Raw genomic sequence first — 25777 nt, forward strand, 5'->3', positions numbered from 1 at the left:
CCTCCGCCGCCTCCGGACTGCCGGCACACACCGCCACCGCCACCGTTGGCGGAAGGAATCCATCCGAACTCCAGGTCGCCGTAGCGGAGGGGATCCACCCCCTCGCCCTGCCAGGGTCCAGCCCCCATCGATGACCGCTCCAGGTCGGTGCAACCCGTCGCGTCGTCGCGCCCCGGAACGAAGACGCCCCCGCGAAAGCCCTTGCCGCTGGCGTCGATCAACCCGTTGTTCGTCACCGTCCCCCGCGCCAGGAACGCCAGGACCCCTCCCGTGCTGCCATCCCACTCGCGGGCGACGAGGCTCGTCCCCTTGGGAATGAGGACGTCCTCGTACTCCGGGACGCGGACCACCTGGGTGACGGTCCCCGCATACGCATGGAGCAGGGGCGCCCTCAACATCAGCTCCGCCTCCTGGCCATAGTGAACCCGGTCGACCCGTGCCAGTTCCCAGTTCCCCACCGGGCCTCCGGAGAGATCGATGGACGCCGGGTTGGTCCCCTGCAGCGACGAATCAACGCCCTGCATCTGGATCACCAACACCAGATCTCCCCCCCCGAAGCCTCGGACGGAACCCACGGGGATCCGGCTGCCGCCCGCGGCGACCGCACGCGTCACCTGGGCATAGTCATTGATCACGCTGTCCGGGCCCCGCGCGGTGTGGTGGATGCCTCCGAATCCGAGGAAGAACAGGTCCGGCGTGGCCAGCACGGCGGTCCCCACCAGCACCACGCCCACCACCAGCGCCTTGAGCATCGAGGGCTTCATCATCGGGTCTCTCCGGAGCCGGGCTCACGCCGGGGGCTCACTGGCTTCTCCGCCTGCGGGTCGACGATCAGGAACTCCACGCGGCGGTTGTTCTCCCGGCCGACGGAGGTCAGGTTGCTGTCGATGGGACGATCCTGTCCGTACCCGTAGGCCGCGAGGCGCTCGGGCGGGACCTTCTTGCTGATCAGGTACTGGCGCACCGCCGCCGCACGCCCCTGCGACAACTGGCGGTTCGCCTCCGGCAGGCCCCGGTCGTCGGTGTGCGCACCCACCGCGATGAGCGGGAACTCCGGGTGCTCCAGGATGACCTGCGCCACCCAGTCAAGCACCGGGTTGGAGCGCGAGCTGACGCGCGTCTGCGCGGGCTCGAAGTAGATCTTCCCGCGCGCCTCCAACCGCGTCGGGTGGAGCACCACCAGCGGGTAGATGTGCTGCGGGCAGCCCAGGTTGTCGTAGGGGCCGGCCTCGTTGGCGCAGCTGTCGATGCGGTTGGGCACGCCGTCCTTGTCCGTGTCCGTCTCCGGGCAGCCGTCGCGCTCGACGGGGCCCGCCTCGTTCGGGCACGCGTCCTTGTCGTTGTCGAGCCCGTCCTTGTCCGCGTCGCGCACCGGGCAGCCCTGGTTCTCAGGGGGCCCCGCTTCGTTCGGACACGTGTCCGAGTCGTCCTCCGTGCCGTCCTTGTCCGTGTCGCGCAGCGGGCAGCCCTGGCTGGAAGCCGGACCGGGCTCCACCGGGCACATGTCCAGCGCGTCCTCCAGACCGTCGGAGTCCGTGTCCATCTTCTCGCAGCCGTTGCGCTCCAGCGTGCCGGGCACCATCGGACAGCGGTCCAGGCCGTTGCGCACCCCATCGTGGTCCTCGTCCATCTCCGGGCACTCTTCAATCGTGTGCGGCAGCCCCGGCTCGCAGTTGACGGAGGACTCGCCCGGCCCGCGCTCCGGCGTCACGTCACCGAAGGCTCCACCCACCATCAACCGGAAGAGCGGCGTGCCCGGCGCGCTGCCCACGCCCACGCCCCCGAGCGCGAACAGCTCGAAGGACGGCTTCACCAGGTAGCGCGCCCCCGGCAGCAGTTCCACCGCCCCGGGCTGCTCCGTCAGCGGCACCATGCCCCGCACGTTCAGCTCCCAGCGCAGCCGCCGTCCGGTGGTCGCGAGCGCCGCGCCGATCCTCAGCTCGTTGCCCACCTCGTCCACCAGGATGCCCGGCCGCTGCGTGAGCGCCTGCTGCGGCCGGCTCAGGAACCCGACCTCCAGCCCTCCCCGCAGGAACCCGAAGTGCCGCCCCACCATCAGCCGGGGCGCCAGCCGGAGCGCGTCGTCCCGCGTGAGCCCCTCCCGACTGCCGACCGGCAATCCCACCCCCATCTCCAACGCCAGATCCACGCCCCCTTCATTGTCTTGCGTGAGGATCCCCACCCGCGCACTGGCCGAAGGCGTCCCCAGCGCGAAGCTCGCGGGCCGCGTGATGTTCTCACCCGCCAGATCCGAGCCGCTCTGGAACGCGACCACCGGAAGCTGAAGGCCGAACTGAAGCCAATTTGTAACGGAATACGCTACAGCCAGATGTGTCGTCGCCCGACTCCCGACAACCCGGAAAGCCTCACCATCCCGTTCAAATAGGAGGGGATCGTGTGCGTACTGCATGGCCACGGTCGCCCGATATTGACCGGCTGGGAGAAGCTGTCCCAGACTCACGACGAGTGAACCCTCCGCGCCAGGGTTCAGCTCCAGCCGCTCCAGCTCGATGCCGGGCAGCGGCGTCTGGGCAAGGGTCGTGGCCGAGGCCAGGACGAGCGACAGCACTTGCAGCTGGCACAGGAGGATCCTTCGTTTCATCGCGCTCCCGGAGGGTATTGCTGGCGTGGGCCCCCGCATCCATGTCGCACCGCGATCCATGGCCCCCGTCCTTGCACAACACCATACCAGGGCCAGGGACAACCAGGACCCTTCGTGAAGAAATGCTTTTTTTGATCCCGCAAGCACTTGCGGACCCGGGCCGCCGCGTGTTTCTAATTTGTCAGGCGATCACCCCTGCTTTCTGCGCAGGTGTCTGGTGACCCCGGGGGCTTCCGTGGCGCGGGAGATACAATGATCGCGAATGCTGCGCTGCTGGCGAACCAGACGGAATTCGACTTCCAGCTCGGGCCGCACACGGCGGACGACGTCACCGTCCTGGGCTTCGAAGCGGATGAGACCCTCTCACAGCCCTACTCCATCGAAGTCGCCCTGACGCCGAAGCCAGACGTGGAGCTGGACGACACGGCGCTCCTGGGCAAGAACGCGCGGCTCACCGTGCAGTTGGGGGATGGCACCGCCCGCTTCTTCCATGGCGTCGTCGCCCGCATCGACCGCCGGGACGAAGGCACCGGTCCCCAGCGTCGGCGCTACGGCGTGACGGTGGTGCCCCGCCTGTGGACGCTGCGGCACACGCGCCGCAGCCGCATCTTCCAGGAGCTGACCGTCCCGCAGATCGTGCACAAGGTGCTCGAGCAGGGACAGGTGGAGCACCGGCTGGCGCTCTCCAGCAGCTACCGCAAGCGCGACTACTGCGTGCAGTACCGCGAGTCCGACCTCGACTTCATCTCCCGGCTCCTGGAGGAGGAGGGCATCTTCTACCTCTTCGAGCACGGCGAGGACGCGCACACGCTGGTGCTCGGTGACGCCGCGTCCGCCAACCCGGACATGATGGGCGAGCCGAAGCTCGTCTTCCGCGAGCGCTCCCGGATGGTGGCGGAGAAGGAGTTCGTCCACTCGCTCTGCGCGAAGCTGGAGGTCCAGCCGGGCGCGGTGGCGATGCGGGACTTCAACTTCACCCGCCCCGCGCAGGACCTGGGCGCGACCACCAGCGCCGACGACGGCGAGTCCGCCCTGGAGATCTACGACTACCCGGGCCTCTACGAGGACCCCGGCGCGGGCAAGGCGCTCGCGAAGATCCGCCTGGAGGAGCTGCGCGCCCGGGTGGAGACCGTGTCCGGCGCCAGCTACAGCCGGCGCATCTGCGCGGGCCACACCTTCGAGCTGGCCGAGCACCCGGACAGCGCCCTCAACCGCAAGTACCTGCCCCTCTCCGTGCGGCACACCGGCCACCAGGCCGAGGCCCTGGTGGCCGAGCAGGCTTCGCTGGGCACGAAGGAGGGCTACCTCAACGAATTCCTCTGCCAGCCGGCCACGGTGCCCTTCCGGCCGCTTCGCAGCACGCCCCGCCCCGTCATCCCGGGCGCGCAGACGGCCATCGTCGTGGGCCCCGCCGGGGAGGAGATCCACACCGACTCGCACGGCCGCATCAAGGTCCAGTTCCACTGGGACCGCGAGGGCAAGAGCGACGACAAGAGCTCCTGCTGGATCCGCGTGAGCCAGGCGTGGGCGGGCCCCGGCTGGGGCGCCCTGTACCTGCCGCGCATCGGCCAGGAGGTCGTCGTCGAGTTCCTGGAGGGAGATCCGGACCGGCCCATCATCACCGGCAGCGTCTACAACGGGCAGAACCCGCCGCCCATCGACCTGCCCGCGGAGAAGACGAAGAGCACGCTGCGCTCCAGCTCCAGCCCCGGAGGCGACGGCTTCAACGAGCTGCGCTTCGAGGACGCCGCGGGCTCCGAGGAGGTCTACTTCCACGCCCAGAAGGACCTCAACATCGTCGTCGAGAACGACAAGACGCAGCTGGTGGGCGGCAACGAGACGCTCCTCGTCAAGAAGGACCGCAGCCGCACCATCGAGGGCAACCAGTCCCTTGAGGTGAAGAAGAACGACGACTCCGTGGTGGGCGGCAACCAGGCCCTGGCCGTGACGGGCAACCGCTCCACCACCGTGATGGGCAATCACAGCGAAGCGGTGACGGGCGACCAGTCGGTGGCCGTGAGTGGAAACCAGAGCGTGTCCGTCACGCTGGCCTCCGCTGAAACCGTGGGTCTGGGAAAGATGCTCAACGTGGGCGGCGCGCTCGCCGTCACCGTGGGCGCGGCATTCAATGAACTGGTGGGCGGCCTCAAGTCCGAACAGGTCGGCGGCGCCAAGGTGGAGGTCGTTGGCGCCCGGAAATCCGAGACCGTCAAAGGCTCACGCAGCCTCCAGGTCGGAGGAGACCTGTCCGAAGAGGTGCAGAAGTCGCGCACCCTGAAGGTGGAGAAGGATCTGCTTTTGAGCGTGGGGGGAAAACTCAATCACGCCGTCAAGGACGCCTACACGCTCTCCGCCAAGGAGATTGCCCTGGTGGCCCAGGAGCAATTCACCTTGAAGGTCGGGTCCGCCACCCTCCAGGTGAAGAAGAACGGAGACGTGGTCATCAAGGGCGCGAAGATTGAAGTCACCGCGAGCGGCGACGTGATCATCAAGGGCTCGAAGATCTCCGAGAACTAGGCCGCCATTGCCTTCCAGACGCAGCCGTTCCTCCATCCAATGATGCGCACCCAGGAATTCCTCACGCGCGCCATGCCGCTTCTCGTCTGCTTCGTGGCCTCGCTGACGGCCACGGGGTGCGTGAAACGCGTGGCCCAGCAATGCGAGACGCCGCCCCCCTTCCACGTGGTGCTCAACGTCTCCGAACAGGTCAATCCAGATCCCCGGGGGCGCTCGCTGCCCACGGTGGTGCGGGTCCTCCAGCTCAAGGACAGCGCCCGGCTGGAGCGCGCCAGCTTCCGCGACCTGTGGGGCCGCGCGGAGGACCTGCTCAAGGATGATCTGCTCCAGTCCGCGGAGTTCGTCGTCGCGCCCGGCCAGACGAACCAGCGCTGGTTGCAGCGCGACCCCAAGGCCCACTTCGTGCTGACCATGGGCCACTTCCGCCAGCCGCTGGGCTACTCGTGGCGCACGGTGGCGGTGCTGCCGCCGGTGCCGGAAGAGCAGTGCGTGGAGCGTCCCGCGGGCGGGGACCTGGGGGCGCCCAAGCAGGGCGACCAGGAGCTGAGATACCGCCTGCAGGGCTACCAGATCGACCTTCTGCTCCAGCCGCCCATGTCCACCTGGGTGCCGGAGCCTTCTCAGCAGCCATCCCCCGGTGTGACGCCGGAGCCCCGGAGAGGTGCATGAAGTCCCCTCAACGCGTCGTGTGGTCGGAGGGCATGTTCATGAGCCCCCACCACCTCCAGCAGATGGACATCTACCACGAGGCCCTGCTGGACACGCGGCTGGGCTCGCTGGAGCCGTACCCGTGGGGCGTGGTGTCCCAGTCGTTCGACATGGAGTCGCTGCGCGCGGGCCTGGTGCAGCTCTCCAGCTTCACCGGCATCCTCCCGGACGGCCTGCCCGTGTCGCTGCAGAGTGGCGACCCGGAGGCCCCGGCCGCGCGCCCCGCGGACGGCGCCTTTCCTCCCGCCCAGCGCGTGCTGGACGTGTTCATCGGCGTGCCGCGTGAGCGCAGCGGCGTGGAGAGCTACGGCGGCACGGACAAGGTGGGCGGCAGCCCGCGCTACACCCCGTCCACCCGGCCCATCAGCGACCTCACGTCGTCCACCTCCATCGTCCCGGTGTCCTTCGGCCAGCGCAACGTGCGGCTGCTCTTCGGCACCGAGCAGCGGGACGACTACGAGGCCATCAAGATCGCGGAGCTGGAGCGGGACAAGGCCGGCAACCTGACGCTGGTCCCCTCGTACATCCCGCCGTGCCTGCGCATCGACGCGTCCTCGTCCATCACGAACGAGCTGCGCACGCTCCTGCGGCTGCTGGTGTCCAAGCAGCGGCAGCTGTCCTCGCGCCGCCGGCACCGGGACGCGTCCGCGCTGGAGTTCACCGCGTCGGACGTGACGCTCTTCCTGGAGCTCAACGCGCTCAACGGCATCATCCCCGTGGTGCAGCACGCGCTGGACGCGGGCAACCTGCGGCCGCAGTCGCTGTACCTGCTGCTCAGCCAGTTCGCGGGGCAGCTGTGCACCTTCGCGGTGAACGCGGATCCGTCCACCCTGCCCGCCTTCCAGTTCATCAACCTGCGCGCCACCTTCGAGGAGCTGTTCCGGCGCATCGGGGAGCTGATGCACGCGGTGGCGCTGGAGCAGTGCCTCACCGTCGCGATGGAGGCCGGCGCGGACCGGCTCTTCCGCGGGAAGCTGGAGGACGAGCGGCTGGAGCGGTGCGGCCAGTTCCTGCTCACCATCCGCAGCGACCTGCCGGAGAAGGTGGTCGCCGAACAGCTTCCGAAGCTGTCCAAGATGGCCAGCTGGGGCGACATCCAGGGCCTGGTGCAGGCCGCCGCCCCCGGCGTGCCCCTGGAGGTGACGTACCGCCCGCCGCCGGAGGTGCCGGTGCGGCCGGGGGTCGTCTACTTCACGCTCGCGCTTCAGGACGGCTACTGGAAGAACGCCCTGCGCGACCGGACGCTCGCGCTCTACCTGCCGCAGCCCTTCGACGTGGGCACCACCAGCGTGGAACTGCTCGCCGTCCCCACCTCCAACCGCTAGCCCCTTTCGACCGGACGCTCCTTCAAGCGTCCCGGCATGGCCGCCCTCCCATGGACCGAGTCAACGAAGCCACCAAGGATTGCCTCGACGCCGCCATCCAGCTCCGACGTTCGGACGCTGCCTCGGTGGCTCCGCCGGAGAAGCTGCACTTCCAGCTTCGCGGGGTCGTGGACGAACTGCTGCGCCGCTCCGCCGTGCTGGGCTTCAGTCACCAGGACGCCCAGGACATGGCCTACGCGCTGGTCGCGCTGCTGGACGAAGTGGTGCTGGGCAAGCCGGAGCCCTACCGGCAGTTCTGGATGAGCCACCTGCTCCAGCTGCACTACTTCAACGAGAACGTGGCCGGTGACGGCTTCTTCAGCCGGTTGCACGCCGTGCGCAAGGACCCGCACCGCGCGGACGTCCTGCGCGTCTACTACCTCTGCATGCTCTTCGGCTTCCAGGGCCGCTACCGCATCCGCGGCGGCGAGCTGGAGCTGATGACGCTCATCGACACCGTGGCGAAGGACCTCCAGCGCGCGCGGCCGTTCGACTTCGACGTGCTGTCGCCGCACGGTGAGCGTCCCACCGAGGCGCTGTTCTCCGCGCGCAAGAAGGCCTCCATCGTGTCCATCGCAGCGGGGGCGCTGGTGGCCGCGCTGCTGATGTACGGCGGGCTGCTCTTCAGCCTCGATAACACCCTGAAGATGTTCATGAAGGACATCGAGCTCCACGTGGCGAAGAACGCCAACGGAGGCGCTGCCCCGTGATCGCCTACCTCCTCTTCTTCATGGCGCTGCTGGGCCTGGGCGGGGCCGCCATCCTCAAGCTGCACCTGCCGCCGCTCTGGGTCGCGATCGCCGTCGCCAGCGTGACGCTGCTGGTGCTGGGCGGCGCGTGGATCGTCAAGCGCATCCGCGCCCGGAAGGCGGCCAAGAACCTGGAGGGCGCCCTCCAGCAGCAGGCCGCGGAAGAGCTCAAGACGGTGCGGCCGGATCTCCAACCGGAGATCAAGGCGATGCAGGCGGAGTTCACCAAGGCGGTGGAGGCGCTCAAGACCTCCAAGCTGTCGCGCGGCGGCAAGGACGCGCTGGCGGTGCTGCCCTGGTACCTCATCGTCGGCCCGCCGGGCGCCGGCAAGAGCACGGCGCTGCGCAACTCCGGGCTGAAGTTCCCCTACCTGTCCTCCAGCAAGGGCGGCGGCGTCCGGGGCGTGGGCGGCACTCGCAACTGCGACTGGTGGCTCACCAACGAGGCCGTCATCCTCGACACGGCGGGCCGCTACGTCGCCAGCGAGGACGAGCGTCCGGAGTGGCTCGCCTTCCTCGACACGCTGATCAAACACCGCCCGCGCCGGCCCATCAACGGCCTCATCGTGGCGGTGAGCATCGACGAGCTGTTGACCATGGACCCGCAGGCCGCGGGCGAGCTGGGCCAGGGCATCCGTGAGCGCCTGGATGAAATCACCTCCCGGCTGCGGATGCTGGTGCCCGTCTACCTGATGGTCACCAAGTGCGACCTGCTGCCCGGCTTCGTGGAGATGTTCTCCGACCTGCCCCGCTCCGAGCGCGGACAGCTCTGGGGCTTCACCATCCCCATGGACGCGCAGAAGGAGGCGTCCACGGAGCTGCTGTTGCAGCGCTTCGATGAACTCACGGCGGTGCTGGAGCAGCGCTCCATCAAGCGCATCGGCGAGGAGCGCCAGCAGGAGACGCGCGAGCGCATCCACCAGTTCCCCCAGAAGTTCGACGCGCTCCGCAAGACGCTGTCGGAGTTCGTCCAGCCGCTCTTCCTGGAGAACATCTTCCAGGACACGCCGGTGTTCCGAGGCCTGTACTTCACCAGCGCCACCCAGGACGTGCGCTCGGTGGAGCTGGTGGCGCCCTCCGCGGGCGACGTGTTCGGAACGACCAACGGGCGCCCGCAGGCGGAGACCACCGCCGAGGGCCGCAGCTACTTCCTCTGGGACGTCTTCACGAAGGTGATGTTCCTGGACCAGAAGGTCGCCGTGCGCAGCTCGGCGGAGGAGCTGCGGCTGCGCAAGCGGCGGCTCGCGCTGGCGGGCGCGGCCTTCGCGGCGACGGCGCTGGTGCTGTGCCTGCCCACCCTCTCCTTCTTCAAGAACCGGGAGCTGGCGCAGGAGGTGCGCGACGCCATCACGGCGGTGAACTCCGACCGCAAGGACGACATCAGCCGCGTGCAGGACCTCACGCCGCTGCGCAAGCAGCTCCAGGCGCTCACCCAACACCGCACCGAGGGCGTCCCGCTGTGGATGCGCTTCGGCATGTACAAGGGCGACCAGCTCTTCCCCGTGGCGCAGTCGTTCTACGACTCGGCGCTGCGCCGCGTGCTGCTGGGGCTCCAGTACGAGCGCATCCAGCAGAGCCTGATGCTCTTCTCCCAGAACCAGACGCGCCTGGACTGGAAGCCCAGCTCGGAGGACTACCGCAAGCACTTCGAGGACCTGAAGATGTACCTGCTCATCACCCAGCCGCGAGCCCAGGGGGAGCCGGAGCTCGACGAGGCCCACCGCGAGTGGCTGGTGCGCAAGATGGTGGAGCACTGGACCAACGTGAAGGGCACGACGGGCCAGGTGGACCTCGAGCAGACCATCAGCAAGCACGCCGCGACGTACATCCGCATGCTCGCGGAGGAGCCGGATCGGCTGGCCTTCCCGCGCGATGAGCGCGTGGTGCGCGCGGCCCGCCGGGCGCTCAACCGCGTGCCGCTGGCCACGCTGGAGCTGGAGCAGATCATCGCCGACGCCAGCCGGGAGTACCCCGAGGTCGCGCTGGAGGAGCTGGTGGGGGCGGTCCCCGCCATCCACGCTGGCAAGCGCATCCGCGGCGCCTTCACGAAGAACGCGTGGGAGAACGTGGTGAAGCCCCGCCTCGCCACCGCCTTCGAGAACCGCCAGACATGGGTGCTCGACCGGGACTCGGCGGAGGACGAGAAGGCCACGCGCGCCCAGCTGCGCACGAACTACTTCGAGTCCTACATCCAGGAGTGGTTCGACTTCCTGCGCTCCATCCGCGTCCAGGAGCCCAAGGACCTGGACCAGACGCAGGAGCTGGTCGACAGCCTCCTGCGCGGCAACCCGGCCCCGTACGTGCGCCTCTTCGATGCCGTCCGTCACAACGTGCAGTTGGAGAAGAAGGCCGCCGGCGCCCAGGAGGACACGGCGCCGAACTGGGTGCAGCGGCTGATGGGGTCGGAGAAGGACGACGCGACGAAGAGCGCCGCGAAGCTCGTCGACGAACGCTCCCCCACCGGCGTGCAGGAGCTGATGCCGCGTGACGTGGAGCGGGCCTTCGCGCCGCTCATCGTCTTCACCACGCAGAAGAACAAGACCGACGACAAGGAAGAGAGCCCCACGGCGCTCGAGCTCTACCAGGACCACCTCGCGGTCGTGCAGAACACGCTGCTCGCCGTGAAGGAGAAGCCCGCGGAGTCGCGCCTGCTGCTTGATCGCATCAAGCAGACGCGGGAGGCGGTGGAGCTGCTCATCCGCAAGCAGGAGAGCGGCGCCGCCATCCTGGAGCGGCTGTTGCTGCCGCCGCTGCGGGACGTTCACGTCATCGTCTACAAGGGCGTCGCGAACGGCAAGAGCCGGCTGTGGTGCGAGCAGATCGTCAAACCCTACGAGCAGCTCATGGCCGGCCGCTATCCGTTCGCCCGGGCCTCGCTCCTCGAAGCGCCGTTGCCGGAGGTGGCGGACTACCTGCGCCTGGAGGGCGGCGCCATCCGCAAGTTCTACCGCGAGCAGCTCCTGGAGGACGTGGCCCCCAAGGGCCGCAAGTGGGAGTTCGTGTCCCCGCAGAGCGGAGCCAACTACCAGCCGGAGCTGCTGACCTTCCTGGAGAAGAGCGGCGTGCTGGCGAGCACGCTCTTCACGGGGGACTCCGTGGAGCCGCTGGTGCGCTTCCAGGTCCGCATCCGCGCGGGCACGTCCGCGGACAACGCCGCGTCGGAGATCTCCGCGGTCTCCTTCACGCTCGACGGCACGGATGAGACGTACCGCAACGGCCCGGACACGGTGTGGAAGCCCATGACCTGGCCCGGGCAGGCCGGCAAGCTCGGGGCGCACATCCACGTCGAGCACGCGTCCGGGGCCACGGGCGACATCGACGAGCCCGGCGAGTGGGGCCTCTTCCGCCTGCTGGAGCGGGTGAAGCGCATCGAGCCCAGCGCGGACGGCCGCTACTTCACCGCCACCTGGGAGATGGAGGACATGAAGGGCGCGCTCGTCTCCATCGACATCCGTCCGGAGCGCACCAGCAACCCGTTCTTCGGCCTGTCCGGCAACAAGGGCAAGCTGATGCACATCTTCCGCGACCCCGGCCTGCAGCCCCCCCGGGGCATCGCGCGCGGGGACACGGACTGCGGCGGCAATCACCTCGTGGCGCAGGACGGGCCTCCCTGATGAGGGTGGTCCCGCCCGCACATCGGATCGGCCTGCTCGGCAAGACGCCACGGCACGCGGAGTTCGTCCGGCACAACACGGCCAGCCCCCTCGCCCAGCAGCTCCACCGCTGGCTGGAGGAGGGCATGGCCCGCGTGCAGCGCGCACGCGCGGAGCTGCCCGCGACGCCGCACCGCTTCGTCTTCACCGCGCCGGGGCATCCGAGCGCGTTGGTGGGCGTCGTCACCGCGAGCGCGGACAGCGTGGGCCGGGGCTTCCCCCTGGCCGTCTTCACCGAGCTGCCCGCCACGGAGCTGGCGGACCGGTACGCATTGCTGCCGGAGGCGTTCGAAGCCTTCCTCCGGGCGGGCACCGAGCTGGTCCAGGACGCACCCCGAATGGGCATCCCCGAACTGCTGGAGCGGGCGGCCCAACTGCGCCTGCCCCGCCCCAGCGACTTCAAGCTGGCGGAGCGGCTGCGCGCCACCATCCTCTCGGAGCACTCCTGCGCGGAGCTGCTCCAGCCCATATGCACGGACGCACCCGCGGAAGGCCGCTACTACGCGCTGCACACCTTCCTCACCGCGTGCGAGGGCGAGCGCCACCGCGAGCAGGGACTGGCCCAGGTGGTCCTGGACTGCCCGCTGGACGGACGCCTGGGCCCGGTGGCCTGGCTGGAGCTGGCATCGCGGCTGTTGCGCTGGCCGTCCACGGCGCCGGGGTTCCTCTGGTCGGAGGGAGACCGGCCCCGGCTGCTCCTGTGCCTGGGCGCGCCGTCGGCCGCCCTCCTCCTGTACGTGGCCCAGCCCGACCTCGCGAGCGCGCAGCTCTGGCCGCTCAAGACCCAGCGCACCGCCGCGCTCGCCAGCGCGAAGCGGGCCCTGAGCCCTGCGCAGCGCGAGGTGCTCGACGCGTCCACCAGCTCCATTGAACAGCTCCTGCGCGCCGTCGCACGGAAGGTCTGACACCCGCCATGACCGCCTCCGCTGAACTCCTTCGCGCGCGCACCCGTCCCTGGCTGGAGCCCATCTCCGAGGACAAGCCGTCCGGCGTGCAGGCGAAGCACGACCCGGCCTACGAGGCCGTGTCCACGGAGGTCGCCAAGCTCGAGTCGCCCGCCAGCGACGCGGTGGACTGGGCCGGCGTCGTGCGGGGCTCCGGCCAGCTGCTCCAGCACACCACCAAGGACCTGTGGCTCGCGTCCTACCTCGCCTACGGGATGTACATGACGGAGGGCCTGTCCGGCGCCCTCACCGGCATGGTCGTGCTGGCGGAAGTCACCGACCAGTACTGGCCCACCCTCTTCCCGGACGCGAAGCGCCTGCGCGGCCGGGCGAACGCGGTGACCTGGTTCGTGGAGCGCATGGGCCGCGTGCTCCCCTCCGTGAAAGTGACCGCCGCCGACAGCGACCTCCTGGGCCAGCTCTCGGAAGCGGCCGCGCGGCTCGCGGAGCTGTCGCGCGCCCGCTTCGAGGGACAGGGCCCTGCCTTCGGGCCATTGCTGGAAGGGGTGATGCGGCTGCGAGCGTCGCTCCAGACGCCCGAACCCGCGCCAGTCCCCGTCGCCGCGCCCACGGCGCCCACGCCCGCGCAGTCTCCAGTGGCCGCGCAGGCTCCGGCGCCCGCGCTCTCCCTGCCCCCGCCCTCCGCGGAGCTGGCGAGCCCCGAGGCCGCGACGGACTTCCTGCGCAACGTCGGTGGCTCGCTCGTGAGCGCGGCGGGCCTGGTGCGACGCGCGAACACCGCGGACCCGCTCGCCTACCGGATGCTCCGCACGGGCCTGTGGCTGCACCTGTCGCAGCCGCCCGCGCCGGGCGCCAACGCGCGCACCTCGCTGCCGCCCTTCCCGCCCGCGCTGCGTGAGCGGTTGGAGCGCATGGCCACCCACGCCCGGTGGGCGGAGCTGCTGGAAGAAGCCGAGTCCGCGCTGGTGCAGCACCGCTTCGCGCTGGAGTTGCAGCGCCACGTCGTGAACGCGCTGGCGGGCCTGGGCGCGACCCACGCGGGTGCGCGCGAGGCGCTGGTGCTGGAGCTGGCGGCGCTGCTGCGCCGGATGCCCGGGGTGGTGGACCTGGTGGCGTCGGACGGCACGCCCCTGACGGATGCCGCGACGAAGCAGTGGCTCCAGACGGAGGTGGCGTCCCGGGCCTCGCCCGCGAGCCAGCCCGCCGGCACGACACCCCGGGCCGCACGCATCTTCCTGCCCGCCCCCCAATTCGAGACGCCCGCCACCGGCACCAGCGCGGCCTTGCAGGAAGAGGCCCGCATCCTGCTGGAAGCAGGCAAACCGGAAGAGGCCTTTCAGCGCCTCCAGGGCGCGGTGAACGCAGCCACCACGGGACGGGCCCGCTTCATCGCGCGCCTGTCCCTGGCACGCATGTGTGCCAACTCCGGCAATCTCTTACTCGCGCGGACGCTGTATGAGCTGCTCGATGAGGAATGCAGCGCACGGCAGCTGGATGCCTGGGATCCCGCGCTCGCGGCCGCGTGCCTTGAGGGATTCCTGACCTGCACCTTTGCCCAGACAAATTTCACTGGGCGTCTGGAAATGGACTTACACCTTCGTTATCGTCGTCTCGCGCAACTCGATGCACCGGCCGCGTTGCGCGTGCGCGTCGAACGATTGGAAGCGACTGCGGAGTCCGCCCCGGACACGACCGCGTCCTAACCGTTTCACCCCAGGAGAAAGCCGAAGATGAGCAAGGAAAACTCCGTCGCCCCGACCGAACGCGTCAACATCGTCTACAAGCCGGCCACCGGCAATGCGCAGGAGCAGGTGGAACTGCCGCTGAAGACTCTCGTGATGGGAGACTTCACCGGTCGTGAGGATGACCGTCCGCTGGAGCAGCGCGCGCCCATCAACGTCGACAAGAGCAATTTCAACGAGGTGATGGCCCAGCAGGACCTGCGCGTCACCCTCTCCGCCGCCGACAAGCTCTCCAGCGAGGCGGGCGCGACCCTGTCCGTCAACCTCCAGTTCAAGAACCTGTCTGACTTCGCGCCCGAAAGCGTCGTCAACCAGGTGCCCGAACTCAAGAAGCTGCTGGAGCTGAGAAACGCGCTCAACGCGCTCAAGGGCCCCCTGGGCAACCTCCCGGCCTTCCGCAAGAAGCTGCAGTCCATGCTCAACGATGAGGAGGGCCGCAAGAAGCTCATCGAGGAGCTGGGACTCAAGCCCGAAGACATCGCCGCCGCCTCCGCCCCGACCAAGTAATCCGAAACGAGCGCGAACATGAGCACGCAAACCCAGACCCAGACCCCCGCCGCGGACGCCGCGATCGCTCTCGGCTCCAACTCGTTGCTCGACGAAATCCTCTCCGAGGCGAAGCTCAAGCCCAAGGACGAGGGCTATGACATTGCCCGCAAGGGCGTGCAGGCCTTCATCACGGAGATGCTGGCGCCGGACCGTGGCGAGGAGCGCATCGACAAGGCGCTCGTGGACGCGATGATCGCGGAGATCGACCAGCGCATGAGCGCGCAGGTCAATGAGATCCTCCACGACAAGCAGTTCCAGACGCTGGAGTCGTCCTGGCGCTCGCTGAAGTTCCTGGTGGACCGCGTGGACTTCCGCGAGAACACCCGCGTGGAGATGCTCAACGTCTCCAAGGCGGACCTGCTCAAGGACTTCGACGACGCGCCGGAGGTGGTGAAGTCGGGCCTGTACCGCATCGCCTACTCCAACGAGTACGGCGTCTTCGGCGGCAAGCCCTACGGCCTCATCACCGGCAACTACGACTTCGGGCCCGGCCCGCAGGACGTGGACCTGCTGCGCAAGTGCGCGTCCGTGGCCGCCATGGCGCACGCGCCGTTCATCGCCAACGCCAGCCCGGAGTTCTTCGGCGAGGAGAGCTTCCTCAACCTGCCGAACCTGAAGGACCTCAAGTCCTTCTTCGAGGGCCCCCAGTACGCGCGCTGGCACTCCTTCCGGGAGAGCGAGGACGCGCGCTACGTGGGCCTGTGCCTGCCGCGCTTCCTCCTGCGGCTGCCGTACGGGGAGAAGACGGTGCCGGTGAAGGCGTTCAACTTCACCGAGGACGTCGTCGGCCACCATGATCGCTACCTGTGGGGCTACGCCTCCACGGCGTTCGCCACGCGCGTGACGGACTCGTTCGGCAAGTTCCGCTGGAGCCCGAACATCATCGGGCCGCAGTCCGGCGGCGCGGTGGAGACGCTGCCCCTGCACCAGTACGAGGCCATGGGGGAGATCCAGACGAAGATCCCCACGGAGGTCATGCTCACGGAGCGCCGCGAGTTCGAGCTCTCCGAGGAGGGCTTCATCGGCCTGGTGTTCCGCAAGGACGCGGACAACGCGGCGTTCTTCTCCGCCAACTCCACGCAGAAGCCCAAGTTCTTCGGCTCGTCGCCGGAGGGCAAGGCGGCGGAGACCAACTACCGGCTGGGCACGCAGCTGCCGTACATGTTCATCATGACCCGGCTCGCGCACTACGTGAAGGTGCTGCAGCGCGAGCAGATTGGCAGCTGGAAGGAGCGCGCGGACCTGGAGCGCGAACTCAACCAGTGGATGAGCCAGTACATCGCGGACATGGATGATCCGGCGCCCGCGGTGCGCTCGCGCCGCCCGCTGCGCGCAGCTCGCGTGACGGTGGAGGACGTGGAGGGCCAGCCGGGCTGGTACCGCTGCAACCTGCAGGTGCGCCCGCATTTCAAATACATGGGCGTGTCCTTCACGCTGTCGTTGGTTGGAAAGCTCGACAAGGAGTGAGCCCCTCTCGCATCGCAAATCGCCTGTCGTAATGCCCAAGCAGTCGGGGGGCTCCATCACACCCGATCCGCCCTCCCGCGGGCCGGGTCCAACGCGCGGGCAAGAAGCCGCGCACGAGGTGGCCGAAAATGGCTGAGACAGTACATCTGTACCTGAAGGCGAACGGCAGCGACATCAAGGGCGAGAGCACCCAGACGAGCCTCGGTCGTGAAGGCTCCATCGAGTGCGTCTACTACGAGCAGGAGGTCATCACGGCCCGCGAGGCGGGCTCCGGCCTGGCCACGGGGCGCCGCCAGTACCCGCCCCTGCTCATCCGCAAGCGCATCGACAAGAGCTCGCCGCTGCTCATGAAGGCGCTCGCGGAGAACCAGGTGGTGGAAGGCGTGCTGAAGTTCTTCCGCCCCAACCCCACGGGTGACGGCACCACCGAGCAGTTCTACACGGTGGGCTTCGCCCAGGGCCGCATCGGCAGCATCAAGCAGACGGTGCCCAACACCATCATCCCCGCCACCTCCACCGAGCCGCCCCTGGAGGAGGTCACCTTCGTGTTCCACACCATCAACTGGACGTACACGAACGGTGGCGTGACGCACGAGGACTCCTGGGCGACGCAGCGCTAGTCACCCTTTCGCGGGGCGCCCTTCCAAGACATGGGAAGGGCGCTTCGCGTCCGCCCCCAAGCCCCCATGGCCGAACGAGGACTGCTTTCCCGCATCGCGGCAGGCCAGGGCTCACTGGTGTCCCAGGGGGACATCGTGGAGTCGGTGGCCGCGCACCTGCGCGTGCTGCTCAACACGCGTCGGGGTGAATCCGCCGCGGCGCCGAACTTCGGCATCCTCGACTTCAACGACGTCGTGCACATGTACCCGTCCGCCATCCCGAAGATGCAGCAGTCCATCCGCATGGCCATCCAGGAGTTCGAGCCGCGCCTGAAGAGCGTGGTGGTGACGCACCAGCCGAACGAGGACGACCCGACGGCGCTGATGTTCGACATCAGCGCGCAGCTGTCCTGGAAGGGCCAGCGCGGCGCCCTCCGGTTCCACACGCACGTCCACCCGGGCGGCAAGGTGGAGCTGTGGTGAGCGCGGTCAGCGGCGCACGACGAGACGGGGGACGGGGATGTTCAGCAAGTACTACCTGAGTGAGTTGAGCTACCTGCGGGAGATGGGGCGCGCCTTCGGGCTTGCGAACCCCAGCGTCGCGGGCCTGCTGGTGGAGCGCGGCGCGGACCCGGACGTGGAGCGCCTGCTGGAGGGCTTCGCCTTCCTCACCGCCCGCATCCGCGAGCGCCTGGACGACAACGTCCCGGAGATGGTGCACGGCCTCACGGAATTGCTGCTGCCCCACTACCTGCGGCCCCTGCCCGCCACCACCATCGTGGAGTTCACGCCCCAGGTCCGCGCGCTGCGCGGGCGCTCGCGCATCCCCGCGGGCGCGGAGGTGGCGTCGCAGCCGATGGACGGCACGTCCTGCGTCTTCCGCACCACGTCCGACGTGGACCTGATGCCGCTGACGCTCCAGGACGCGATGTTGGACCGTTCGTCCCTGACGTCGCCCGTGCTGCGCCTGTTCTTCCAGACGCACGAGCAGGGCCGCGCGGAGGTGTTCCGCGCCGCGGGCGTGCGGCTCTTCATCCACGGGGAGCTGTCCGCCAGCTCGCTCGTGCTCTTGTGGCTCCTGCGCTACTGCAAGGCCGTGCGCGTGCGCGGGGCCTCCGACACCGGTCCGGGCCTCCGGCTGCCGCAGGACGCGGTGCGCGCCACGGGGTTCGAGCGCGACTTCAAGCTGCTGCCCTGGCCCCGGGCCACGGAGGGCTACCGGCTGCTCCAGGAGTACTTCACGCTGCCGGAGAAGTTCCTGTTCTTCGACGTGCGCGGCCTGGATGCCGCCGCCTCCTTCGTCACGGAGGACAAGTTCGAGATCGCCTTCGAGCTGGAGCGTCCCCCGCCGATGGACGCGCGCATCACCCGGGAGATGTTCCGCCTGCACTGCGCGCCGGTCATCAACCTGTTCCAGGTGCCGGCGGACCCCATCCTCCACCACGCACTGGACCGCGAGCACCTGCTGCGGGCCTCGGACCTGCCGCCGCAGCACGCGGAGATCTATTCGGTGGACGCGGTGACGGGCATGCAGGCCGGGCGCAACGAGCGCCGTGCGTACCATCCCTTCTTCGACTTCGAGCACACCCGGGGCGAGGGCGCGGAGACGTCCTTCTTCCGCCAGCGGCGGGTGCACTCGCCCATCGACGACGGCATCGACACGTACCTCACGCTGGAGACGCCGCGTGACGTGGCGCCGCTGCTGGGTTCGGAGGAGGTGCTCTCCATCGACCTGACGTGCACCAACCGTTCGCTGCCGTCGCGGCTCCAGGTGGGCGACCTCACGGTGTCCACGTCGGCGTCGCCCACGCAGGCGAAGTTCAAGAACATCGCGCCGCTGAGCCGGCCCGCGCGGGCGCCGCTGGGCTCGGAGCTGCACTGGCGGCTGCTCTCGCACCTGGCCGTCAACCAGCGCTCGCTGTCGGACGCGGCGGCGCTGCGGCGGCTGCTGGACCTCTACAACTTCCAGGCGCTGGCGGACAACCTGGCCTCGCGCGCCAGCCGGCAGCGCGTGGACGCGGTGCAGGCGCTGAACGCGAAGCCGGTGACGCGCTTCCTGGAGGGCGCGCCCCTGCGCGGCAGCCTCACGACCATCGACGTGGACGAGAAGAACTTCCAGGGGGTGGGAGACGCCTTCCTCTTCGGCTGCATCCTGGATGAGCTGCTGGCCTCGAACGTGACCATCAACTCGTTCAGCGAGTTGAACGTCCGCCTCCACCCCTCTCAGACGGAGTTCTCGTGGCGCCCGAGGAACGGCTCCCAGCGCATCTCGTAGCGGCCAGCCGCGAGCTGGAGGAGGCGGCGCCCCGGCTGGGGTTCTTTCCGCTCGTGGCCTACCTGGAGCGCCTGACGGAGGGCGCCGTGCGGGTGGGCGACGTGGGGCCGGTGAGCGAGGAGATGATCCGCTTCCGGCATGATCCGTCGCTGGGCTTCTCCTCCGGGGACGTGAGCAGCGTCACGCTGCGCGAGGTGCCGGTACGCGCGGAGGATCCGCACGCGCGCCGTCCGCTCTTCGAGGTCGCCACGCGCTTCCTGGGGCTCACCGGCACGGTCAGCCCGCTGCCCATGTACCTGGCGGAGGAGGTGGCCCAGGAGGATCCGGACCACGCCGTGCGCAGGGAGTTCCTGGACCTCTTCCACCACCGGCTCTTGTCGCTGCTCTACCGGCTGGAGACGCGCTACCGCGTCACCAGTGAATCCAACACGGGCTTCACGGACCAGTGGTCGCGGAGGCTGCTGGCGTTGGCGGGGTTCGACACCTACGAGCAGCACGCGGACAGCAAGCTGCCCATCTCACGGCTGCTGAGAATCGTGCCGCTCCTGGCCAACCAGGTGCGCACCGCGGAGAAGCTGGAGGTCGCGCTCCAGGAGGCGCTGGGCGAGGACCTGGAGGGGGCCACCGTCACGGTGCGCCAGTTCGTGGGGCGCTGGGTGGACATCGACGCGCGGGCGCGGCTGGGGCATTCGTTCAACCAGCTGGGGCGCAACATGCTGCTGGGGGGCAAGGCGTTTGACCGGACGGGGAAGATGCAGATCGCCATCGCGCCGCTCCCGCCCCGGGCCTACAAGCGGCTGCTGCCGGACGGCAACCTCCTGCCGATGGTGCGCGAGGTGATGGCGCTCTTCCTGCGGGATCCGCTGGAGTACGAGCTGGAGCTGGGGCTCACCGAGAGCGTCAGCCAGACCTTCTTCCTGTCCATGTACAACCACAAGGCGTCGCGGCTCGGCCGGGACACCTGGCTGGGCAACGGCCACCAGAACCGGCTGAGCGTTCCGGGCGCGTGAGCTTCGCGCCACCGGCGCTCCGGGGCTCACGGCCCCCGGGGTACCGGGACTTTCCTTTCATGCCGTCGAGGAGGGTGTTCCCATTCGTGTCGATCCCAAGGCGCTCGTCCGTCGCCTGACGCCCACGTCCACCCGCCTGCTGGAGGCGGCTGTCGCGCGCGCGAGCACGGGCCGCTTCTATGAAATCGTCGTCGAGCACCTGCTCGCGCAGTTGCTGGAGGCGGAGGACTCCGACGTCGCGCGCATCCTGAGCCACTTCCACGTGGACCGCCGGAAGCTGGCGGCCAGCGTGGACCGGGCCCTCCAGGGCATGCGCGCCGGGACGCCGGGCCGGCCCGTGTTCTCCGAGACGCTCTTCCAGTGGATTGAAGACGCGTGGTTGCAGGCGTCGGTGGAACAGGGCGCCACGCGCCTGCGCTCGGGCGTGTTGTTCGCCCAGTTCATCACCCGGAGGAACCGCTACACGGCGGAGACCTTCCCGGAGCTGGACGCCATCTCGCGCGACGAGCTGATGGACGCGCTGGAGGTGGTGCTGCGCCCGTCCGCGGAGACGGTGGAGGCCGCGCCTCCGGAGGGCACGCCAGCGGGCGCCTCCAACCCAGCGCAGTCGGGAGGACGCGGGGACGAGTCCCTCAAGCGCTTCACCACGTCGTTCACGGGGCGGGTGCGCGAGGGGAAGATCGATCCCATCTTCGGCAGGCACCGGGAGATCCGCCAGATGGTGGACATCCTGTCGCGGCGCCGGAAGAACAACCCCATCCTGGTGGGCGAGCCGGGCGTGGGAAAGACGGCGCTGGTGGAGGGGCTCGCGTGGGCCATCGTCAAGGGCGAGGTGCCCGACGCGCTGAAGAACGTGGAGCTGCTGGGCCTGGACCTGGGCCTCTTGCAAGCCGGTGCGGGCGTGCGAGGTGAGTTCGAGAACCGCCTCAAGGCCGTCATCTCCGAGGTGAAGGCCTCCCCCACCCCCATCGTGCTCTTCATCGACGAGGCGCACACCATCATCGGCGCGGGAGGTTCGGCGGGAGGCAGCGACGCGGCGAACCTGCTCAAGCCGGCGCTCGCGCGAGGCGAGCTGCGCACGCTCGCGGCCACCACCTGGAGCGAATACAAGAAGTACTTCGAGAAGGACGCCGCGCTGGAGCGCCGCTTCCAGCCGGTGAAGGTGGAGGAGCCGGGCGTCGAGGACGCGGAGCTGATGCTGCGGGGCCTGCGTGCAACCTACGAGGCCGCGCACGGCGTCACCATCCGCGACGAGGCCGTCACGGCCGCGGTGAGACTGTCGCAGCGATACATCTCCGGCCGGCAGCTTCCGGACAAGGCCGTGGACCTGCTCGATACGGCGGCGGCGCGCGTGAAGATCGAGCAGTCGACGCGGCCCGATGAGCTGGTGGCCCTGGAGCAGCAGATCGCCGGCCTGGAGCGCGAGCGCGACGCGCGCAAGCGGGACCTGTCGGAGGGCCACCCCGGAGACGCGGACGCGGTGGAGCAGGTGGAGTCGCGACTGAGCGCGGTGAGGGATCAGCTGGCCACGCTGCACGGGCGCTGGGAGACGGAGCGCGCGGGGGTGGCGAGGCTGTCCGCGGCGAGGAAGGCGCTCGCCACGTCTGCGCCGGACGCGGACCGGCAGGCGCTGAAGGAGGAAGTGGACGCGGCGTCGTTGGCGCTGGCCCGGGTGCGTGGCGAGGAGCCGCTGGTCCACGCGGACGTGGACGCGGACATCGTGGCGCGGGTCGTGTCCAGTTGGACGGGCGTGCCCGTGGGCAAGATGCGCAGCGACCTGATTGAAGCGGTGCTGAGCCTGGAGTCGAAGCTCGCGTCGCGCGTGCGGGGGCAGGACGCGGCGGTGCGCAAGGTGGCGGAGATCATCCGCATCTCGCAGGCGGGCATCCGCAACCCGGACACGCCCATTGGCGTGGTGCTCTTCGTGGGGCCCAGCGGCGTGGGCAAGACGGAGACGGCGCTGGCGCTGGCCGACAGCCTCTATGGCGGCGAGCGGTTCATGACGACGCTCAACATGAGCGAGTTCCAGGAGAAGCACACCGTGTCGCGGCTCATCGGTTCGCCGCCGGGCTACGTGGGCTACGGCGAGGGCGGCCTGTTGACGGAAGCCGTGCGCCAGCGGCCCTACTCCGTGGTGCTGCTCGACGAGTGCGAGAAGGCCGACCTGGAGGTGATGAACCTCTTCTATCAGGTGTTCGACAAGGGAATGCTGACGGACGGCGAGGGCCGCGCCGTGGACTTCCGCAACACGGTCATCATCCTGACGAGCAACCTGGCGTCGGACATCGTGATGCGGATGTTCGACGGGGACGCGGCGCCCACGTCGGACCAGGTGATGGCGGCGATCCGCCCGGCCTTGAGTCAGCACTTCAAGCCGGCGCTGCTGGCGCGCATGACCATCGTGCCGTTCGGACCGGTGCAGCGCGACGTGATGCGGCAGATCGCGGAGATGAAGCTCGACAAGCTGGTGGGCCGCGTGCGCGCGGCGCACGGCGTGGAGACGACGCTGGCGCCGGAGCTGCTGGACGAGCTTGCCCGCCGCTGCACGGAGTCCGAGACGGGAGCCCGCAACCTGGAGCAGATCCTCCAGGGTTCGCTGATGCCGGCGCTGTCCCGGGAGTTGTTGCAGAAGCTGGCGGGCGGCGAGGTTCCGCCCCGTCTGCACATCGCACTGACCGCCGAAGGAGACTGGTCGCTCCAGTTCTCCGGAGCCTGAGCCCCATGGCGACCTCCATGATGAAACAACTGGTGATGCTCACAGGTGTCGCGCTGACGCTGCAGACGGGCTGCGCCACCACGAAGCCCGCGCCCCAGCTCTGCCAGAGGGACGCGGACCTCAACGTGCGCTCCGCGCCCACGCCGGACGTTTGGTTCGCGCTGCTGCTGCACGGCTACGACAAGGAGCGCAACGTGGTGCCCAGGCCCGCGGTGGACTGCTCGGGCGCGCCGGTCGTCTGGCAGGACCCGGTGCTGGACGAATGCCGCGAAGCAGGCCCACCCTCCGAACCCCTTCCGCCGGCGGAGAAGCTGACGGAGGAGGACCTGGTGATGGTGACGACCCAGGCCCGCGAGCGGCTGGTCTGGGTCATCACGCGCCGCTACACCAACGGCGAGGGCGTAGGCCCCGTCGCAAGGGTGCTGACGACGGAGACCGGCTTCTCCGTGGAGGCCCTGGGCACGCTGCGAGCGCTGCCACTGCGCGCGCAGTTGCGGATGGAGCACGTGGCGGGCACGGAGGTGCTGGTGGCCGAGGGAGACGCCTGCACCACCGATGCATCAGAGGAACAGGTGTGCCGACGCGCGGTGCGCATCATGCCGCTGCGAAGCCACCGCTTCTTCGGTGAGGCGGTGTCCAGCAAGGACAAGGCCTGCCTGGGCGCTGCCTGGTTCCCGCTCAGCCGCGAGCTGTCCTTCACGCTGCCCAGCGGCCTGCGTCGCACGTACGAGCTGGCGTCGACGGTGTCGTTCAAGGCGGACGGCATCACGGTGCAGGAGCAGGTGCAGGTGACGGATTCGGATCCGACACAGCCGGCCGTGGCGCCGCGCCTCTACCGCCGTGCGCAGGACCACCGGGAGCTCACGGTGCAGGACAACGTCCTGCAGGGCAGCGCGCCCTCGCTGTGGGTGCGGATGATTGAACAGCAGCTCCTGGCCGGGGCGAAGCCGCTGCCGGAGCAGGAAGTGTTGCCACGCACTCCACCGTCGGTCACGAAGGAAGCCGCGCCGAAGACCGCGTCCGGCGCGAAGCCCTGAACCCGCCGCCCAGGAGCGCATGCGCATGGAAAACGTGCAGCGGTTGGTGGCCCGGCGTGTCGAGAAGTTGCTGGAGCAGCTCGCGTTGCTGGTGACGCGAGGACGGACGGGAGAGGCCGTGCCGTCCGTGGGCGTCACCCTGCACCTGACGCATGGCCATCAGGTGAGCGGCGAGCTGTTGGACTTCCTTCCGAAGGAAGCGGTGCTGCTCGCGTTGAAGAAGGAGGGCCTGTTGCGCTCCGAGTCGGTGACGTATGTGGACCTGGCGTCGGTGGTGGCGGTGACGGTGACGGACGCTGGCAAGCTGGCGCAGGTGCCCGGCATGGTGCGGCCCCTGCCCACGCGGTCGGACGTGCAGAAGCTGGCGGAGCAGCTTGCCAAGGGCATCACGGAGCAGTTCTGGCCGAGCGAAGGTGCGCTGGGCGGACAGGTGCTGCGCTTCGAGGTGGACTGGGTGGGGCTGGACGACGAGCCGGGACGGCTGGCGTTGGAGCTGGCGCTGAACGTCGCCTCGCACGCGTTGAAGGAGCTGGGGCGGAGCGAGAAGCACGGACGTGATGCCATCCGGCGCATCGCGACGGTGCGCTTCGTCAAGGGCAAGGAGACGTCAGCGGAGCTGGAGGGCGACACCGGCACGGTGACGGTGGGCCCGGGGCCCACGCCAACGGTGCAGGGATTCCGCAAGGGTTTCACCGTGGAGCAGTGAGAACATCCAGGCATGGGACATCCCTCCATCGAGAACGAAACGCCGTTCGCCCAGGGCCTGATGGGGCTGGCGGACGAGGAAGGGCGTCCCCTGCTCCTGGTGGTCATCAAGGCCACGTACACGCTGACCGGGACGGGGCTGCGGCTCGCGAGGCAGCAGGTGCCCGTCAAGTGGAGCGGCGAGCCCCTGGGCAAGCCCGGTGAGTCCAGCGACCGGTACGAATCCGAGGGAGCCTTCATCAAGCCCGCGACGGACGTGGTGCTGCTCGGGCATGCGCACGCGCCCCGGAGCGGCGCGACGGAGACGCTGGTGGCGCTCCAGGTGGGTCCGCTGAAGAAGGCGGTGCGAGTCACGGGCGAGCGCACGTGGTTCAAGACCCTGGGACGCGTGGCCGCGACGAAGCCCCTGCCCTTCGAACGGATTCCCCTCACGTGGGAGCGCACCTTTGGAGGCTGGGACAAGACGGATGCGCAGAAGCCCTCCTTCGAGCCACGCAATCCCGTGGGCACGGGCTTCCGCGCGAGTCCGCGCCACTTCGAGGAAGGACTGGCGCTCCCCAACCTGGAAGACCCCGAGGATCCGCTGCGCGACTTCGGCCAGCAGGTCAGGCCCGCGGGCTTCGGCTTCACGTCGCCGCACTGGCACCCGCGCGCACGGTACGCGGGCACCTACGACGAAGCCTGGAACAAGACACGCAAGCCGCTGTTGCCCCGGGACTTTGACCGGCGCTTCTTCAACGCGGCCGCGCCGGGTCTCATCGCCCCCGGCTACCTGAAGGGCGACGAACCCATCGTCATCGCGGGAGCGTCCGCGAAGGGGCGACTGTCCTTCGACCTGCCCGGACAGCCCGCGCCGAATGTCCTGGTGGAGCAGACAGGCGGCGAGGACGTCCGGCCCGAGTTGCACCTGGACACGGTCATCCTGGACACGGATGAGGAACAGGTGCTGCTGACCTGGCGTGGGCACGTGGTGCTGCGGGACGGAATCCACGACGTGCGAAGCCTGCGCATCACGGCGGGCCAGGACTTCTGATCGCGGCTGAAGCATCAACACGCAAGGAAGACAATGTCGATCAACACTGGCGTGAACAAAATGTCAGTAGTCACCAAGGACAGCAATGGCACCACCGTCGCTTTTCCAGACGTGTGCAAAACGCCATCCCCGGCAGGCCCCATCCC

General features: G+C 69.2%; 18 protein-coding genes and 2 pseudogenes. 18 read left to right on the plus strand and 2 right to left on the minus strand.

Annotated elements, in window-relative coordinates; genetic code table 11:
- Both D7Y13_RS15415 and D7Y13_RS15420 read right to left on the minus strand, forming a co-directional pair.
- Positions 1–767: pseudogene (locus D7Y13_RS15415) on the minus strand (adventurous gliding motility protein AgmC); the annotation flags it as partial.
- A complete protein-coding gene (locus D7Y13_RS15420) occupies positions 764–2275 on the minus strand; it encodes an OmpA family protein (protein ID WP_233595675.1) in 1512 nt (503 codons plus the stop codon). The gene D7Y13_RS15420 and the pseudogene D7Y13_RS15415, both read right to left, overlap by 4 nt.
- Positions 2276–2854: 579 nt before the next feature.
- On the opposite strand from D7Y13_RS15420, the gene D7Y13_RS15425 reads away from it, so the two are divergent.
- From D7Y13_RS15425 to D7Y13_RS49515, 18 genes and pseudogenes are all read left to right on the plus strand, one after another.
- Complete coding sequence (locus D7Y13_RS15425) at positions 2855–5119, plus strand: type VI secretion system Vgr family protein (RefSeq protein ID WP_120584325.1); 2265 nt, start codon at positions 2855–2857, stop codon at positions 5117–5119.
- 72 nt (positions 5120–5191) lie between these two features.
- On the plus strand, positions 5192–5788 hold the full coding sequence (gene tssJ / locus D7Y13_RS15430; RefSeq protein ID WP_120533799.1) for a type VI secretion system lipoprotein TssJ: 597 nt from the start codon (positions 5192–5194) through the stop codon (positions 5786–5788).
- Positions 5785–7152: a type VI secretion system baseplate subunit TssK gene (gene tssK, locus D7Y13_RS15435; protein WP_120533796.1), complete on the plus strand. Its 1368-nt coding sequence runs from the start codon at positions 5785–5787 to the stop codon at positions 7150–7152. The genes tssJ and tssK overlap by 4 nt, the downstream gene beginning before the upstream one ends.
- Before the next feature lie 50 nt (positions 7153–7202).
- On the plus strand, positions 7203–7901 hold the full coding sequence (locus tag D7Y13_RS15440; RefSeq protein ID WP_120533795.1) for a DotU family type IV/VI secretion system protein: 699 nt from the start codon (positions 7203–7205) through the stop codon (positions 7899–7901).
- Entirely contained in the window at positions 7898–11554 is a 3657-nt protein-coding gene (gene tssM / locus D7Y13_RS15445; RefSeq protein ID WP_120533794.1) for a type VI secretion system membrane subunit TssM, read from the plus strand. The genes D7Y13_RS15440 and tssM overlap by 4 nt, the downstream gene beginning before the upstream one ends.
- Complete coding sequence (gene tagF, locus D7Y13_RS15450) at positions 11554–12498, plus strand: type VI secretion system-associated protein TagF (protein ID WP_120584326.1); 945 nt, start codon at positions 11554–11556, stop codon at positions 12496–12498. Before tssM ends, tagF begins: the two co-directional genes overlap by 1 nt.
- A gap of 8 nt (positions 12499–12506) precedes the next feature.
- Positions 12507–14201 carry a type VI secretion system protein TssA gene (gene tssA, locus D7Y13_RS15455; RefSeq protein ID WP_120584327.1) on the plus strand — a complete coding sequence of 565 codons (1695 nt, stop codon included), beginning with the start codon at positions 12507–12509 and terminating at the stop codon, positions 14199–14201.
- Positions 14202–14228: 27 nt separating this feature from the next.
- The gene (tssB, locus tag D7Y13_RS15460; protein WP_120533791.1) at positions 14229–14747 is read left to right on the plus strand and encodes a type VI secretion system contractile sheath small subunit; all 519 of its coding nucleotides are present in this window, start codon (positions 14229–14231) and stop codon (positions 14745–14747) included.
- Between the two features lie 18 nt (positions 14748–14765).
- Positions 14766–16256, plus strand: a complete 1491-nt coding sequence (gene tssC / locus D7Y13_RS15465) for a type VI secretion system contractile sheath large subunit (RefSeq protein ID WP_120533790.1) — start codon at positions 14766–14768, stop codon at positions 16254–16256.
- 128 nt (positions 16257–16384) lie between these two features.
- Positions 16385–16876, plus strand: coding sequence for a type VI secretion system tube protein TssD (gene tssD, locus D7Y13_RS15470; protein ID WP_120533789.1), 492 nt, complete (start codon positions 16385–16387; stop codon positions 16874–16876).
- 66 nt (positions 16877–16942) lie between these two features.
- Entirely contained in the window at positions 16943–17338 is a 396-nt protein-coding gene (gene tssE, locus D7Y13_RS15475; RefSeq protein ID WP_120533788.1) for a type VI secretion system baseplate subunit TssE, read from the plus strand.
- A 37-nt stretch (positions 17339–17375) separates the two neighbouring features.
- Positions 17376–19130, plus strand: coding sequence for a type VI secretion system baseplate subunit TssF (tssF, locus tag D7Y13_RS15480; protein WP_120584328.1), 1755 nt, complete (start codon positions 17376–17378; stop codon positions 19128–19130).
- The gene (gene tssG, locus D7Y13_RS15485; RefSeq protein ID WP_199732819.1) at positions 19094–20140 is read left to right on the plus strand and encodes a type VI secretion system baseplate subunit TssG; all 1047 of its coding nucleotides are present in this window, start codon (positions 19094–19096) and stop codon (positions 20138–20140) included. Before tssF ends, tssG begins: the two co-directional genes overlap by 37 nt.
- A gap of 115 nt (positions 20141–20255) precedes the next feature.
- Entirely contained in the window at positions 20256–22856 is a 2601-nt protein-coding gene (tssH, locus tag D7Y13_RS15490; protein WP_279637093.1) for a type VI secretion system ATPase TssH, read from the plus strand.
- 5 nt (positions 22857–22861) lie between these two features.
- A complete protein-coding gene (locus tag D7Y13_RS15495) occupies positions 22862–23893 on the plus strand; it encodes a hypothetical protein (RefSeq protein WP_120584330.1) in 1032 nt (343 codons plus the stop codon).
- Between the two features lie 25 nt (positions 23894–23918).
- On the plus strand, positions 23919–24599 hold the full coding sequence (locus D7Y13_RS15500; RefSeq protein WP_147444352.1) for a hypothetical protein: 681 nt from the start codon (positions 23919–23921) through the stop codon (positions 24597–24599).
- A gap of 12 nt (positions 24600–24611) precedes the next feature.
- A complete protein-coding gene (locus tag D7Y13_RS15505; RefSeq protein WP_120584332.1) occupies positions 24612–25631 on the plus strand; it encodes a DUF2169 family type VI secretion system accessory protein in 1020 nt (339 codons plus the stop codon).
- Positions 25632–25664: 33 nt separating this feature from the next.
- A pseudogene (locus tag D7Y13_RS49515) lies at positions 25665–25777 on the plus strand (DUF4150 domain-containing protein); the annotation flags it as partial.

Origin of the sequence: Corallococcus praedator, assembly GCF_003612125.1 — a bacterium.
Taxonomy (GTDB): domain Bacteria; phylum Myxococcota; class Myxococcia; order Myxococcales; family Myxococcaceae; genus Corallococcus; species Corallococcus praedator.